Annotated in this window: 11 protein-coding genes and 1 pseudogene; 2 read left to right on the forward strand and 10 right to left on the reverse strand. The window is 38.0% G+C overall.

Going from position 1 to position 14,316, the window contains the following annotated elements; genetic code table 11:
• Positions 1-4 precede the first annotated feature (4 nt).
• The 6 genes from ACSC97_RS03490 to ACSC97_RS03515 form a co-directional block, all read right to left on the reverse strand.
• On the reverse strand, positions 5-763 hold the full coding sequence (locus ACSC97_RS03490) for a LamB/YcsF family protein (protein WP_436659325.1): 759 nt from the start codon (positions 761-763) through the stop codon (positions 5-7).
• A gap of 186 nt (positions 764-949) precedes the next feature.
• A complete protein-coding gene (locus ACSC97_RS03495) occupies positions 950-1,825 on the reverse strand; it encodes a class I SAM-dependent methyltransferase (protein WP_436659327.1) in 876 nt (291 codons plus the stop codon).
• Between the two features lie 95 nt (positions 1,826-1,920).
• A complete protein-coding gene (locus ACSC97_RS03500; RefSeq protein WP_436659329.1) occupies positions 1,921-3,441 on the reverse strand; it encodes a flavin-containing monooxygenase in 1,521 nt (506 codons plus the stop codon).
• A 93-nt stretch (positions 3,442-3,534) separates the two neighbouring features.
• A complete protein-coding gene (locus ACSC97_RS03505) occupies positions 3,535-4,359 on the reverse strand; it encodes an SDR family NAD(P)-dependent oxidoreductase (protein ID WP_004639500.1) in 825 nt (274 codons plus the stop codon).
• Positions 4,360-4,395: 36 nt separating this feature from the next.
• Complete coding sequence (locus ACSC97_RS03510) at positions 4,396-5,370, reverse strand: metal-dependent hydrolase (protein WP_017395081.1); 975 nt, start codon at positions 5,368-5,370, stop codon at positions 4,396-4,398.
• 300 nt (positions 5,371-5,670) lie between these two features.
• Positions 5,671-6,630, reverse strand: coding sequence for a metal-dependent hydrolase (locus ACSC97_RS03515; protein ID WP_436659332.1), 960 nt, complete (start codon positions 6,628-6,630; stop codon positions 5,671-5,673).
• A gap of 488 nt (positions 6,631-7,118) precedes the next feature.
• Here ACSC97_RS03515 and ACSC97_RS03520 point away from each other — a divergent pair, with 488 nt between their 5' ends.
• The gene (locus tag ACSC97_RS03520) at positions 7,119-7,736 is read left to right on the forward strand and encodes a TetR/AcrR family transcriptional regulator (RefSeq protein WP_004953586.1); all 618 of its coding nucleotides are present in this window, start codon (positions 7,119-7,121) and stop codon (positions 7,734-7,736) included.
• Positions 7,737-7,773: 37 nt separating this feature from the next.
• Here the strand turns inward: ACSC97_RS03520 and fdhD are convergent, their stop codons facing one another.
• From fdhD to ACSC97_RS03540, 4 genes are all read right to left on the reverse strand, one after another.
• A complete protein-coding gene (gene fdhD / locus ACSC97_RS03525; RefSeq protein WP_436659334.1) occupies positions 7,774-8,583 on the reverse strand; it encodes a formate dehydrogenase accessory sulfurtransferase FdhD in 810 nt (269 codons plus the stop codon).
• A gap of 24 nt (positions 8,584-8,607) precedes the next feature.
• Positions 8,608-11,016: an FdhF/YdeP family oxidoreductase gene (locus ACSC97_RS03530; RefSeq protein WP_436659336.1), complete on the reverse strand. Its 2,409-nt coding sequence runs from the start codon at positions 11,014-11,016 to the stop codon at positions 8,608-8,610.
• Positions 11,017-11,242: 226 nt separating this feature from the next.
• On the reverse strand, positions 11,243-12,241 hold the full coding sequence (locus ACSC97_RS03535; protein ID WP_336949282.1) for a putative solute-binding protein: 999 nt from the start codon (positions 12,239-12,241) through the stop codon (positions 11,243-11,245).
• A 22-nt stretch (positions 12,242-12,263) separates the two neighbouring features.
• A complete protein-coding gene (locus tag ACSC97_RS03540) occupies positions 12,264-13,169 on the reverse strand; it encodes a metal-dependent hydrolase (RefSeq protein WP_436659339.1) in 906 nt (301 codons plus the stop codon).
• A gap of 109 nt (positions 13,170-13,278) precedes the next feature.
• On the opposite strand from ACSC97_RS03540, the pseudogene ACSC97_RS03545 reads away from it, so the two are divergent.
• A pseudogene (locus ACSC97_RS03545) lies at positions 13,279-14,285 on the forward strand (AraC family transcriptional regulator ligand-binding domain-containing protein).
• Positions 14,286-14,316 lie beyond the last annotated feature (31 nt).

Raw genomic sequence — 14,316 nt, forward strand, 5'->3', positions numbered from 1 at the left:
AGTCTTAAGATACAAAGCTATGTATAGCAATTTGGTGATCAGCTAAGGTTTGGCGAATCACTTTTGCCATCTGTAATGCTCCTAACGAATCTCCATGCAAACAGATTGTATCGGCTTTAAGCGGGGTAAATTCGCCTTCTATAGACATGACACCCTTTTTTTTGATCATATCTAATACACGCTCAGCAATCATTTCTACATCATGCAAAACTGCACCCTCTTGACGACGCGAAACCAAGGTCCCATCACGATGGTAAGCACGATCAGCAAATGCTTCTGATACGACTTTTAAACCTTGCTTTCTTGCAAATTCAATTAAGGGTGAACCAGCTAAAGCGACTAATACCAAAGACGAGTCGTAAGCCAAGATCGCATCTATAACTGCTTTTGCTTGAGTTAAATTGGTAGCGATAGTGTTGTACAAAGCACCATGAGGTTTTACATACCGAACGCTAGTGCCTGCGGCTTGTGCTAGACCTTGTAAAGCTGAAATTTGATACAAGACATCTGCATATAACTCATCATATGCCACATCCATATTACGACGGCCAAAACCCACTAAGTCTGGATAGGAGACATGCGCACCTACACTCACTTTTAATTGGGCAGCTTGCTTCAATGTTTGTAGAATACTTTTGGGATCGCCTGCATGAAAACCACAAGCGATATTGGCACTACTAACAATCGGAAGTATTTGTTCGTCATTACCCATAGACCATGAGCCATAGCTCTCGCCTAAATCACTGTTTAGATCAATGTACATACGCTTCCCAATTGCTACTCTTTCTTTTATTGATTTATTTTAGCAATATACTCCAACGCTTTGCTTTACCAATATTTATTTTTATTAATTTCCGAATGGGATTTTATACAGAATTTATTTTAATTAAGCATCTTTTTATTTAGACACTTAGCCCCGAAACTCTTAGGAGCTAAGTCATATATATGCCTATTTAGCTAAAAGTAAATGCAACATATGCGTTGCTATCGTATGTCGAATATGATCAGGACGCTGATAAAAATAGCGCTCACTTAGACCATCACCTGATAAATCCTCTAAGACCTGATAGCCGATTTCATTCACAGCTTGATGCAAATCTTTCGGTCGAAACTGACCTTTTAATGGTTCTTTCAAGAAACGAGTAAATTGTGAAATAAATAAACTTCCGAACCGTTCAACACCATTCAACTCACGATAGTCAATTGAATAATCTAAAACCACTTCACTTCCCTCGCTAGCGATTTGAGCAATACTCGATAAAGTATGTAGTGTGGTCTGTGGTTCAAGATAGTGTGTTGTACCCAACCAAGAAAAAAATGCTTTTCCATCTTGTTGAAATGAACTTCTTGCCAAAGCATCTGCAATCGACTCTTTTTCAAAATCAATTGATACAAACTCAACATTAACTGGAATGTCACCAAATTCTTTGAGTTTCAACTGTTTTGCCGCTTGGGTATCAGGATGATCAACTTCAAAAATTTTTAGATTAGGATAGCGCTGTGCTTGTCTCAACGTGAACGAATCTAAACCTGCACCCACCAAGACATATTGCTGAGTTCCTTGCTGAATCGCTTGCTGCAATAAGTCTTCTGCATATCGAGAACGACCAACAACTTGCCCTGTCAGTAAACCTAAAGTTCGGTTAAATACAGTTGAATTCATCACTTTAACGGTGAGCGATGTTTTCAATAATTTTTGCCAACCTTTACTGGTTAGCTCAAATGCAAATGGGTCAGAAAAAACTGGATTTTGAGCATTTTGAAAATGATTCGCACGTAATGCCGCAGCCGCCTCAGCCGTTCGGCTTGATTGTCCATCTTTCATATTTATTTCCTAATTTATTTCTATCTTGCAAAAAATAAGCAGCAAACTCCATCCTAAGATAAAATTTACTGCCCTAATATCACTCGACTAAAAAATTAGTTGGTCTTTTCAGTTTGATACGTCACTTGGTAATCATTTAAATCCATCTGTTTTAAACGTTGCTTTAACTTTTTCAACGACCAAGGCCAAGCAGCAAAGTTTCGACCATTTGCATCTAAATAGTAGCTCTTACATCCACCAGCATTGAAAACAGTGGTTTTAAGATGCTTTTGTACTAACTCATTGTGCTTTTTAATCACTTCAGGTTTGATGTTTAACTTGGCAATACCTTGATCTCTAATTTTCAATAAACCATCAACGATATAATCAAGTTGAGCTTCTGCTAGACCAATAAAAGAGTCATATACCAGAACGTTCGGACCCAAAACCAAGAAAGCATTTGGTACGTTTTCAATGCTTGTACCTAAATACGCTTCTGGAGAACTGCTTTTCCAAAGGTCATTTAAAATCTCACCTTTTTCATTCGCAACACGCTTGCCAATCGGTGGATGAGAGACTTCAAAACCTGTACCCCAAATGATCACATCAACTTCATGACGCTCACCATTTGCGGCAACAACAGTATTACCTTCAACCTTGACTAAACCATGAGGGATGAGTTTAGTATTTGGTTGCTGTAAAGCTGGATAATAATTGTTTGCGAACAATAAACGCTTACAACCAATAGTGAAGTTTGGCGTTACATTTTTACGTAGCTCTGCGTCTTCAATTTGGAAACGTAAAATCAGTTTAGCCAACTCACCCACTGGTTTTAACACAGCAGGATTACGTAAACCAAAGTTAATCGCATTCAATGATTGAGCAACTGCTTGGCGCCAAGTTTTTTGAATTAATGGATATTTTTCGATTAATTTTTTACTTACATCACCCAAATCCGTATCAGGTTTTGGAACAACCCACGGCGCGGTACGCTGGAATACATATAATTCTTTAGCTTTTGGTTGAATTTGTGGCACAAACTGAATTGCTGATGCGCCCGTTCCGATGACCGCAATACGTTTACCAGTCAAATCATAATCATGATTCCATCTTGCTGAATGGAACATTTCGCCAGTAAAGGTCTCTAGACCATCTAATTTTGGAATTTGAGCTTCTGTAATTGGGCCTGTTGCGAAGATCGCTGAGCGTGACAAGAACTGCCCTTTATTAGTATCCATCACCCATAAATTACGCTCATTATCCCATTTTGCACTGAGTAACTCTGTACCAAATTCAATTTTTGAACTTACGCCAAAATTCTCACTCACTTCTTCTAAGTAGTTCAAAATTTCAGGTTGACGAGCAAACAAGTGACTCCATTTTGCGCTTGGAGCAAATGAGTATGAATACAAAGCTGACGGTACGTCACAACCACAACCTGGATAAGTGTTTTCGCGCCAAGTACCACCAACGCGTGTTGCCTTTTCAATGATCTTATAGTTGCTATAACCAACTTGATTAAGACGGATTGCTGTTGCAATACCTGAAATCCCTGCGCCTACGATAAACGTATCGTAAATATGCTGAGGGAGGGCTTTTTTGTCAGCAGAATTTAATTTTTTTGCTTGAGCTGTCATTCAAAATATCCTTTCATTTATTTAACTGAAATAAACATTAATTAACCTAAAAAAAGCTTATCTCAGTAATTAAAATCTTTTCCTAAACAGGTTTTATTTCATTAATCGGTATGATGTACCCAAGAATTTTGCATATAAATTCGGAGCAGTACGTTTCATTAACCAGAATAGTTTTGCGTCAATCTGAGGGATGGTATAAAGCTGATCTTTATCCAAACGGTCTAATGTCAACTTGGCAACTTTGTCACTGGTCGTGAAGGCCAAGTTTGTCAGTGCATAGTCCAAGATACCCTTGTGCGGTACTTTTCCGTTTTTGATGATATTGGTAGGCACCAATGTTGGACATAACACATTGACTTTGATGTTATGTTTTCTCAATTCAGCTGAAAGCGTTTCAGACAAAGCACGTACCCCAGCTTTAGTCACGTTATACGCTGTCATTTCAGGTGCCGCAGTATAAGACGCTGCCGAAGCTACATTGATAATTGCACCACGACCAAGTTGTTTAAACTTTGGTACGAAATAGTGACAACCATGAATCACGCCCCATAAGTTAATATCTGAAACCCATTTCCAATCTTCCAGAGAGGTTTCATCAAACTTACCACCCAACCCAACACCTGCATTGTTGATCACAAGTGTTGTTGGATGTTGCATAAGTTGTTCTGCTTGGTCAGCAAGCTTTTCAACTTGTTTAGCATTTCCAACATCGCACTTTACTGCAAAAGCTTTTGAACCCAATTGCTCGATTAAGGCAACCGTTTCTTTTGCTGCTTCCAAGTTAATATCGGAGCAAACCACAGTCCCGCCACGCTTTGCCAGTTCAAGTGCAAAACTACGACCAATCCCACTTCCCGCACCAGTTACCACTGCATATGCGTTTTGGCTTGGTTTGGCTTTCTTTCCAAATAATTTCATATTTGTATTCCAAAATATTGTTTCAGCTTGACCAAGTTATGCAGATGCTGCACGAACAGGTGGCACAAATTCTTTTAAGAAATAAGGTGATAACAAACCTGTTTCTGGATTTAATAAACGCTCTTTGTAATATTCCATGTATTTTGTAGTGTCATGGTCGTTTGGATGGAAGCTTGGACGTAAATATTCCAAGATATGCATAAAGCTACTACCAAATACACCTCGTTCACTACCGAATAACAAAGCTGTACTTTCTAATACATCTTTCATATAACGTGGATTGATCAAATTACTTGGCTTACGAATAAATGGCATCAAGTAACCACCTAAAGAAACACCACCTAAAATGGTTAAACTTGCAAGTAAGAATCCCGTGATACGAACCCAGTAATCGCCCGATAACTCTAGAAAAACATCATAAGCAATATCTTTATGCTCTGATTCTTCGAGCATGTGCCACATCCACATCGCACGTTGTCTTTCATCTTGTGAACCAAGTAAATATTCTTCATGCTGCATCATAAATTCAGCGAGTACAGCGGTGTAATGCTCAATACCTGCCATTAAAGATAGCTGCATAGAGTGCGGTAGTTTATAAATTCCGTACTCAAACACTTTATCTGCAATGGCGCGGAGCAATTCGACTGGATAACCATTCTCTTTGAGAACTTCATCATTGAATTGATTATGAATTTTTGAGTGAATTGCTTCTTGACCAATTAATGAAGTCAATCTTTGTTTCAAAATCGGATCATTAATAAATTCACGATGGTGACGAGCTGTCTCAATGACCACATCCTCACCAAAGGTTAAGAAAATCGATAAAGCATGAAAATAAGAAGTCGCCAACTCTTTATTTAAGAAGAACTTCTGATCCAACTCAGCTGGATTAAATTTGAAATCAAAATGACGAATAGGAATTGGAGCCTTGTTCGCTAAATTTTGGACAATGCCTTGATATTTAGTACTAAGTTTGTCTGAAAATACATTTCGAATAACTTGAGCGACCATCGCTTGTCCCCCACAGAGAGAGTAATATAAAAATTAATAGCGGCACATCCAATGAAATGATCAAATTGTCTTTAAGATTATTTCTGCAATTTGAAACATCTCAGCTCTTAAAAAAATTTCTAAGAATGTTTGTGCCAAACATTATCTCGATAAAATCTAATACTGGTCTTTATCAAGATATTCGATGCATAGTGCACTAGCAAAATATGACCAACAAGAACCAAATTGCTCATAACGAATTGATCATTTTTGCCACTCGAAAACGATAATTCACTAGCGCACTGCATAACTTTAAATCAATCAAGCTGCCTGAACTTTAGGTGTAAACTCTTTCACAAAGAAAGGATGTAAAGCACCGCCTTCTGATAACAATTTTTTCTCGTAGTATTTAAAATATTCTGATGCATCATGATCGTTAGGATGGAAATCTCTGCGTAAATAATCAAAGATTCGAGCCTGAGTACTACCGAACACACCATCTTTAGGGCTAAAGATTAATTTCACACCACGTCGAGCATCTTTCCAAAACTTCACAGTTAACATTTCTTGTGGTTTACGCAAGACTGGAACTAATGTTGCTGAGAATGGAATCAGCCCAAGAATCGTGAAATATGCAAGGAAGAATCCTGTAACACGTAACGCATAATTACCATTCAATGTTTGATAAACATCATAAGCAACATCCTTATGTTCAGACTCTTCAAGCATGTGCCACATCCACAAAGCACGTGTCTTTGCATCATCAGAAAAATAGAAGTTCTGCTCATGCGCCATCATGTATTCTGCTAACACGGCCGTGAAATGCTCGATTCCAGCCATTAGAGAAAGTTTTAATAGTTGTGGGAATTTCAAGAAAATATGATCAAAAAACTTTTCACCAAGAAAACGATACAAGCGCACAGGATAATCAAGTTCAACAATTGCGTCGTTAAATTCATTATGTAATTTAGAATGAATCGCTTCTTGGCCAATCAAAGAGGTTACACGTTGTTTTAAAATAGGATCTTTGAGCAAATCACGATGGTGACGTGCTGTTTCAATCACTAAATCTTCACCATAAGTCAAGAAAACAGAAAGCGTTGCAAAGAAAATCGTTGCAAACTGGTTATTCATATAGAATGATAAATCAATCTGTTTACCTTCAAATCCGATTGCCAAGTGTCGAATGGGTATGCTTTTTTTACTCGCAAAATCGATTTGCTCAGTTATTGGGTTGGATTTAAATAAACTCAAACCTTTGTTCAACGTGCTGCTAATCATGGCTACACCTACCTACTTCACTTGAGCATCATTTGCCCTTTAATATTCTTTGGATTAGGTTCATCTCTTTTCGCCACACTCATTCTTTTTTAAGTTACGAAAAAAGATTCGGGAGATTTTATTGAACCTAGTTCCCTACTAGAACCAATGTAAACCGATCTTATATTCGGATTCAATTCGGGTAAAAATGAAGATTTTTTATCCTATATTTTTCTAATATTGATACGACCCAACAAGCAATCTCAATCATAAAAATTCACAGCAATTAAAATAAAAAACAATAATTATCATTAATTTAAATAAAACATAATTAAGAAAAAATAATGAAATAATTTTATTTATCTTATCTAAACTGGTATTTATTACAAATTCAAAAGCATAATTTAAAAATTAGTAATTATTTTTGTTCGGATTAATTTAATAGAACTTTCATGAGATATCAGGGCATGCTAATCTGACAATATGTTCGGATTTTATTTTTCACTGAAATGGCTACTCGTAAACCTCGTCAAAATCGCTCAAAAGTTACTGTTGATACTATCATCGAAGCAGGTTTTATCGCTGTTGCTGCCAATGGAACTAGTGGAACAACGACCCGCCATATTGCTGATATTGCTGGAGTGAGTGTAGGTTCACTTTATGAATACTTTAAGAATAAAGAAGAAATTTATGATGCGATGGCCAAATCTTTTGTAAAAGAAGTATTAGATATGGTGAAAGAACTTACTCCTATCATCGTGGAAATGGAGCTTGAACCATTGTTTCAGATGATCTTTTATACGTTCCGAGATTTGCTCACACGCGACAATGATCGTTATCTTATATGTCTACGCTATGCCACAGAACTTAAATATGAACGCTATATCGGACAAATTGAAATGGCGTTGATGGAAGTGCTCATGAAATATATGATGCGCCATCCTCGATATCTAAAAGTTAATAATTTGAGCGTTACAGCCTATATCAGTATCAACAGCAGTATCTTTAACGTCGCTCGTCATCTCATCTTACCTAACCCTCAAATTAGCTTTGATGAAATGGTTAAAGGTTTAAGTACGATGATTATTAGCTATATCGAAACAGAGTTAGCAAAAGCTGAGGCATAAATTATTGATTGCCTTTAAAAATTCTAGATATTGATAATTATTGGCTATATAGAACAAACTTATCCCCACGACAAAAACTGGCTAGAGTTAAATTTAATTTTTTTGCCATCTCAATCGCCATACTGGTTGGAGCAGAAATCGTTGCCAGCAAAGCTATGTTGTATTGGGCGCATTTGCGAATCAGTTCATAACTGGCACGACTGGTCATCACAATAAATCCATCTCCGACATCTAACTTTTGCTCAGCCAAATAGCCAAGCAATTTATCCAATGCATTATGCCGACCGACATCTTCAAATAAAGCAACAATTTGTCCATTAACAACCCAAGCTGCTGCATGTGCACCACCTGTAAGTTCACTGATTGTTTGTCTCACCTTGAGTTGTGCCATCGCACTTGGAATTTGATTTAACCAAGAAGGCTTTAAACGTGTAGAAATACTCGGAAGATCTAAATAGAGTTGCTTCAGGCTTTCAATTCCACATAACCCGCAACCCGTGCGACCCACCATCATGCGTCGATGTTGTTTTAAAGCTATAAAAGCACGTGATGAAATCGTCATCTCTATTTGGATTCCAAGTTCATTTTGATTCATTTCAATTGCATATAGCTCATTTAAACTATTTATAATACTTTCAGAAAGGCTAAATCCTTTTGCGAAAACTTCAAGATCAGCGGGTGTCGCCATCATCACTGCATGAGAAATACCGTTATAAATCAATGCAACAGGATATTCTTGAACAATATAATCCATTTCATTTTCAGACGTATTCTGATGAAAACGATGTACCTCTACAGTTTCATAGCCTAATGTATCTACCACCACAGTATTTAGTCTCCCATTCATCTCAACAAGCATCAAATTTATTCACTAGAGATTGCTCACACGTTGATTTGCTAACTCAGGTTCAACTTCTACAGCCAAGTTAAAATGCTCAGGGGCTTTTCCAGCATGTAGTATCACGGGCACACTTTTTGATGCAGGAATTTTTGCCTGTTTGTCATGGCTACCGAGTGCGACCAATGGATTAGTCTCTGGATAATATGCAGCCAAACTGCCCACAGGTATGTTATATGGCACGATGCGAAAACTATGCACAATTCGTTTAACACCATCAGAGAATACACTTTCAATATCGACCCATTGATCTGCCTCAAAGCCTGCCGAATCGATATCTAACTGATTCATAAACAGCACTCGTCGTTGACCAAAAACACCTCTATATCGATCATCAAGTCCATATAAGGTTGTGTTGTATTGATCATGCGATCGAGTGGTCATTAAGGTATAAACTTTTTGTTGAGTATACGCGGCTGCATATTGATGTTCGGTATCTTCATACACTTCCGCCAAAGGGGTAATTAAAAATTGTGCTTTGCCGCTTGGCGTATTCCAAACATGTTGATTAGCTGGATGTTCTAAATGGAAACCTCCTGTTTGATAAACACGTTGATTAAAATCATGGAATTCATCAAATACATCTGCAATCGAATCACGAATGCGATCATAACTTTCAATGTACCATCGCCATTTGACTTGACTCGTTGGTAATACTGCCTCAGCCATGCGAGCAACAATATCAGGTTCCGATAAGATATTTTCTGAGATTGGAGGATTGCGTCCTGCTGATAAATGCACATTACTCATGGAATCTTCGACAGAAATTGCTTGAGGTCCATGAAGCTGTTGATCAACTTCTGTCCGCCCTAAACATGGGAGTATTAAAGCATCTGCACCACACACCAAATGACTGCGATTCAATTTAGTTGCGATATGAACAGTCAAATTACATTTGCGTAAAGCTTCTTGTGTATACGGCGTATCAGGTGTTGCAACTGCAAAATTCCCACCTAAACCAATAAAGACCTTTACTTGACCCTCATACATTGCTTTGATGGTATCAACCACACCATATCCATGTTTTCGTGGTGATTGAATGCCAAAAACTCGATCGAGACTATCAAGTAACTGGTCACTTGGGTTTTCGTTGATACCCATTGTCCGATCGCCTTGTACATTACTATGACCACGAACTGGGCATAGACCTGAACCAGGTCGTCCAATATGTCCTCGAGCCAACATCAGATTGGCTAACATATGAATATTGGCTGTACCGTGACGATGTTGAGTAATTCCCATCCCCCAACAAAAAATCGCGGTTTTAGCATCTAAAAACATTTGTGCAATTGATTCCAAATGTTCAGGTGGAAGCCCTGTGTATTTATGAATTTGCTCCCATTCTGTTCGATCAACCTCAGCAATCATCTGCTCAAAACCAACCGTATTTTTTTCGATAAAGCTTCGATCAAATACGCTAGATTTGCCTCGCGCTAATGCTTTTTTATCCCATTCAGATAAATGCTTAAGGACCCCTAAAAGTAATGCGTAGTCCCCACCAATTTTAGGTTGAAAATAATAACGACTAATTGGTGTACTGCTGTTAGTCATCATCTCCAAAGGCGCTTGTGGGTCTTGGAAACGCTCCAAACCACGCTCTTTAATTGGATTAATTGCGACAATATTACCTCCCCGTTTAGAAACTTCTCTTAAAGTTGCTAACATTCGAGGATGGTTAGTTCCTGGATTATGACCAAAACTAAAGATAGCATCAGCCTGATCAAAATCATCTAGAATTACAGTGCCTTTCCCTAAACCGATCGACTGCTTTAATCCCACACTGGTGGTCTCATGGCACATATTCGAGCAATCAGGGAAATTGTTGGTTCCAAAGCTTCTTACAAATAATTGATATAAAAAAGCTGCTTCATTGCTGGTACGTCCTGATGTATAGAAAGCCGCTTGATTGGGGTCATCCAGTGCTTGGAGATGTTTTGCAATCAGCTTAAAAGCTTCATCCCAACTGATCGGAATATATTTATCTGACACGATGTCATATCGCATAGGATCAGTAAGGCGACCTAAATCCTCTAAATAAAAATCACTCTGCTCAGATAACCAACTCACAGTATGTTTTGCAAAAAATTCTGGTGTTACTGTTTTACTAGTTGCCTCAAAAGCAACAGCCTTTGCACCATTTTCACAAAAGTTAAAGGCATGAGTATCTTTTTTTTCAGGCCATGCACAACCTGGACAATCAAAGCCTGTCGGCTGATTAATGTTTAATAGTGTGATTGAACCTTTTTTTAGAACATCTTGGCGTTTTAAGTTTCGCGCAACGCTAAGCAATGCTCCCCAACCACCAGCGGGTTGAGTATATGGCTCTATACGCGCATAACCTTGATTTTCTTGCTTGTGGATGTTTTGTTCTGAATTATCCATTTTGCCCTCATTTGAGCTTTTTTTCGTATATTGGAGATAGAATTATCACGAATTGAGATTCTTTTCTATTTATGATTTGTCGGATTCAGTTTGTTTTATTCTAATTTATGCATAGAAAAGCCTACTTTCTGTAGGCTTTTGTTTTTTAATGTAGATTCAAAAATTCTTATTACTCTTGAATCCTCTAGAGACTATCAGCTACCTCATGAATAATTAGTAGTTGTAATTATTCCCCACTCAAAGAACATTCGAAATTTGTACGTTCCACCGTACAACGAGCACGCTTTAGTACACTCATCATCGTACGGTCATATACGCCTAATTTAGTCAGTTCGATGCGTCCATCGCGCAACATTTGCTGATAACGGCGTTTATCATCAACTGATAAGCTACGTTTATATTTTGTCGGTATTTCCGACTCCAAACGAGCAATATTCGTAAAATTCTTATTCAACTGTTGAGTTGCCCAAGCTCGTGATTTGAGCCCAAAGCCTTGAGGGAATTTGTTCGGTCGAATAATAATATCACCCGTTAAATTGACCACGGGGAAGTTAAACATCGCCCCATTTGCACTAATACCTTTTTCAATTTCTAAAGGTTTATATGCATAAGCAGGTGCAGCAATCACATCGACTTGATTTTGATTAAACTTTTTTGCAAAGTCTGAAATTTCAGATGGCACACCAACCAATTGCAAACGCTCTACAATCATCTTTTGTGCTTGATCATAATGTAAGTAAGCAAACTTTTTCCCTTTACCCTTTTCGATCGTATCAATATTTCTATCCCGTACAAAAACATAAGCCAGTCCAATTTGGACAATCACCGCAACCTCATACTTATCGCCATCCATTTCTGTAACTAGGCGATTTTTATTACGAGGATCAAGTACATAAGTAATTGCTTTTTTAGCAATCGAATTATTTGGCACGGCACCCAGCGCATCGATCGAACCTGCGAATTTATTATATTTACGTGCTCGCATGGAGGTCATGGAAACACCATCACATTTCCCAGCATCAAAATCATTTTGCGCTTTGGCTTCATCTTGATAAGGGATGAGATTCATATCCACTTTCCAGGCTTTGGCTGCCAAAGCCCACTCCTCGACGGTTTTATATGATTCTCCTGCTTTACCCTGCAAATCAAACACACAAATATCTATCTTTGCTTGTACTGATTGAAAGCCCAACATCAAGGCAATCAATAGAAATCCTTTTCTCATTTTATTTCCTATTGAATTTCAGTTAATTCATTAACTTTTTATTGTTTGCGGAATTCATTTCATTTTTTAAAATTCCGTACTCACCAAATAACTTTTCTCTCCACTCATTCAACAACTGATCAGTGTCATGCTGACTTGGATGAAAATTAGGTTTAAAGAAATCTAATAATTGTGGAACGATTCCCTGAAACATACCGCCACGTCCCCAAAAATGCTTAATACCACGCCAATTTTTGGTAATCGAAAATAATCGTTTGTCATGAGCCAATAAACGTCCATGAAACCACAAGAACATGAATGCCAAAGTGACGGTCGTTGGAATCATCATTAGGCTGCGCTCAAGATAGTGCCCTCCAATTTGTTGATACACATCAAAAGCCACTGTTTTGTGTTCATTTTCTTCTAAGGCATGCCACAACCATATTTTTAAAATTTCTGGATCAGCCAAGCGATGCATATGGTCGGCTTTCAAACAATATTCAGCAATGATAGCCGTGTAATGCTCTAAACAAACGGTGATCGCTAATTGCAGTCGATGTGGAGCGTATTCTTGTATTAAGGACAATAAATTTCCTACATCTCGGTCCAAATGATCCATTGGATAGCCTTGTGCAGCAAAGAACTTATTAAATGAAACATGCTCTTTACTATGCATAGCTTCTTGACCAATGAACCCTGCAATTTGAGCTTTAAAAATATCGCCTTGTACTTGGTTGCGATAATGTCGTACTGACTCAACGAAAAAAGATTCTCCTTTTGGAAATAGTGCAGAAAATGCAGCCCAAAAAGTTGTCATATAAGCATCATTGGCATAACCATTGATCGGTGCTTTAGAAAAATCAAAATCCATACGTCGTGGTGGAATATTGACCTGAGCGCCAAGTGGTTTTCTACTGCTTTGTTTTTGAACTGTATCTAAATGCGCCATCACTTTTCACCCTCTAACCAAGAGACTGCTATTTTTCCTAGAAAAAACTTGTGACAATAGTTCAGAATATGTCAACTTATTATCATTTCCCGACACACATGGGCACTTCATGCAAATCACAACCAAATACAGAAACACTGTACCTGGAACATACATCGCATTGATTGCGGATGTTGTGACGCGTTGGAATGTCACAAAAGAAGAATTATTAAATGGCACAGGGATTGAACAAGCGAAGCTATTGGAACCTATGTGGCATGCTGATTTTGATCAGACAATTCATATTATTGATCGAGCGTTATTGCTCACAAAAGCTCAGCCATTTGCTTTCGGTTTTTATTTAGGTATGCAGATGACTGTGACCTGCCATGGACTTATCGGTTTTGCAGCACTGGCAGCTCAAGATGTGCATGATGCCTTAAAAATAGCTCAAGAGTTTATTGCGCTACAGTCAACCATACATAAAATTAAATTAAACACTGATGATGAGTTTGCGTATCTATATTTTGAACAAACCACACCATATCAATACGATGAGGTGATTCAAACTGCTTTATTACTTGGTTTCGTACAAATGGGGCAAGCAATATCAGGTCATAAACTAACAGGCTTTGCTGATGAGCAATTTGAGCGTCCAGAGTATTTTGATGAACTCTTACACTTGTTGCCAGGAGAGGTTCGATTTAATCAATCTTCAACCCGACTGGTTTTTAACAAACAAATTTTAGAGATTCCACTACCAACTGCTGATCCAATCACGGCTCGTCTAATGCGAGAACAATGCAAAACTCAATTACGCATTTAATTAAACACTCAACCTTTAGCAGTCTTGTTCAAGACTTGGTTTACGATGAAGTCTTAGGAATCAGCTCAATCACGGAGATCTGTGAGAAACTTCAAATTTCAGAACGTACCATGCAAAGAAAACTCGCAGATGAACAAACGAACTTTAGAGATATTGTGGAGCAAGTCCGCTGCAACAAAGCAGTCATGTTGTTAAGAAATCATAATCTAAGCTTAAACTACATTTCAGATCATTTAGGCTATACCAACATCACTAATTTTTCGCCCGCATTCAAAAGATGGACAGGCAAGTCTCCTCGCCGATATTCATAATTCGTCTAAAAAAAGCTTACTGTTGGACACA

It is taken from the genome of Acinetobacter sp. P1(2025) (assembly GCF_051390655.1).
Taxonomy (GTDB): Bacteria; Pseudomonadota; Gammaproteobacteria; order Pseudomonadales; family Moraxellaceae; genus Acinetobacter; species Acinetobacter junii.

Bases quoted from the DNA above. Each gene is read 5' to 3' on its own strand.
- ACSC97_RS03490 (WP_436659325.1), bottom strand. From the start codon at position 763: ATGTACATTGATCTAAACAGTGATTTAGGCGAGAGCTATGGCTCATGG.
- ACSC97_RS03495 (WP_436659327.1), bottom strand. From the start codon at position 1,825: ATGAAAGATGGACAATCAAGCCGAACGGCTGAGGCGGCTGCGGCATTA.
- ACSC97_RS03500 (WP_436659329.1), bottom strand. From the start codon at position 3,441: ATGACAGCTCAAGCAAAAAAATTAAATTCTGCTGACAAAAAAGCCCTC.
- ACSC97_RS03505 (WP_004639500.1), bottom strand. From the start codon at position 4,359: ATGAAATTATTTGGAAAGAAAGCCAAACCAAGCCAAAACGCATATGCA.
- ACSC97_RS03510 (WP_017395081.1), bottom strand. From the start codon at position 5,370: ATGGTCGCTCAAGTTATTCGAAATGTATTTTCAGACAAACTTAGTACT.
- ACSC97_RS03515 (WP_436659332.1), bottom strand. From the start codon at position 6,630: ATGATTAGCAGCACGTTGAACAAAGGTTTGAGTTTATTTAAATCCAAC.
- ACSC97_RS03520 (WP_004953586.1), top strand. From the start codon at position 7,119: ATGGCTACTCGTAAACCTCGTCAAAATCGCTCAAAAGTTACTGTTGAT.
- fdhD (WP_436659334.1), bottom strand. From the start codon at position 8,583: ATGAATGGGAGACTAAATACTGTGGTGGTAGATACATTAGGCTATGAA.
- ACSC97_RS03530 (WP_436659336.1), bottom strand. From the start codon at position 11,016: ATGGATAATTCAGAACAAAACATCCACAAGCAAGAAAATCAAGGTTAT.
- ACSC97_RS03535 (WP_336949282.1), bottom strand. From the start codon at position 12,241: ATGAGAAAAGGATTTCTATTGATTGCCTTGATGTTGGGCTTTCAATCA.
- ACSC97_RS03540 (WP_436659339.1), bottom strand. From the start codon at position 13,169: ATGGCGCATTTAGATACAGTTCAAAAACAAAGCAGTAGAAAACCACTT.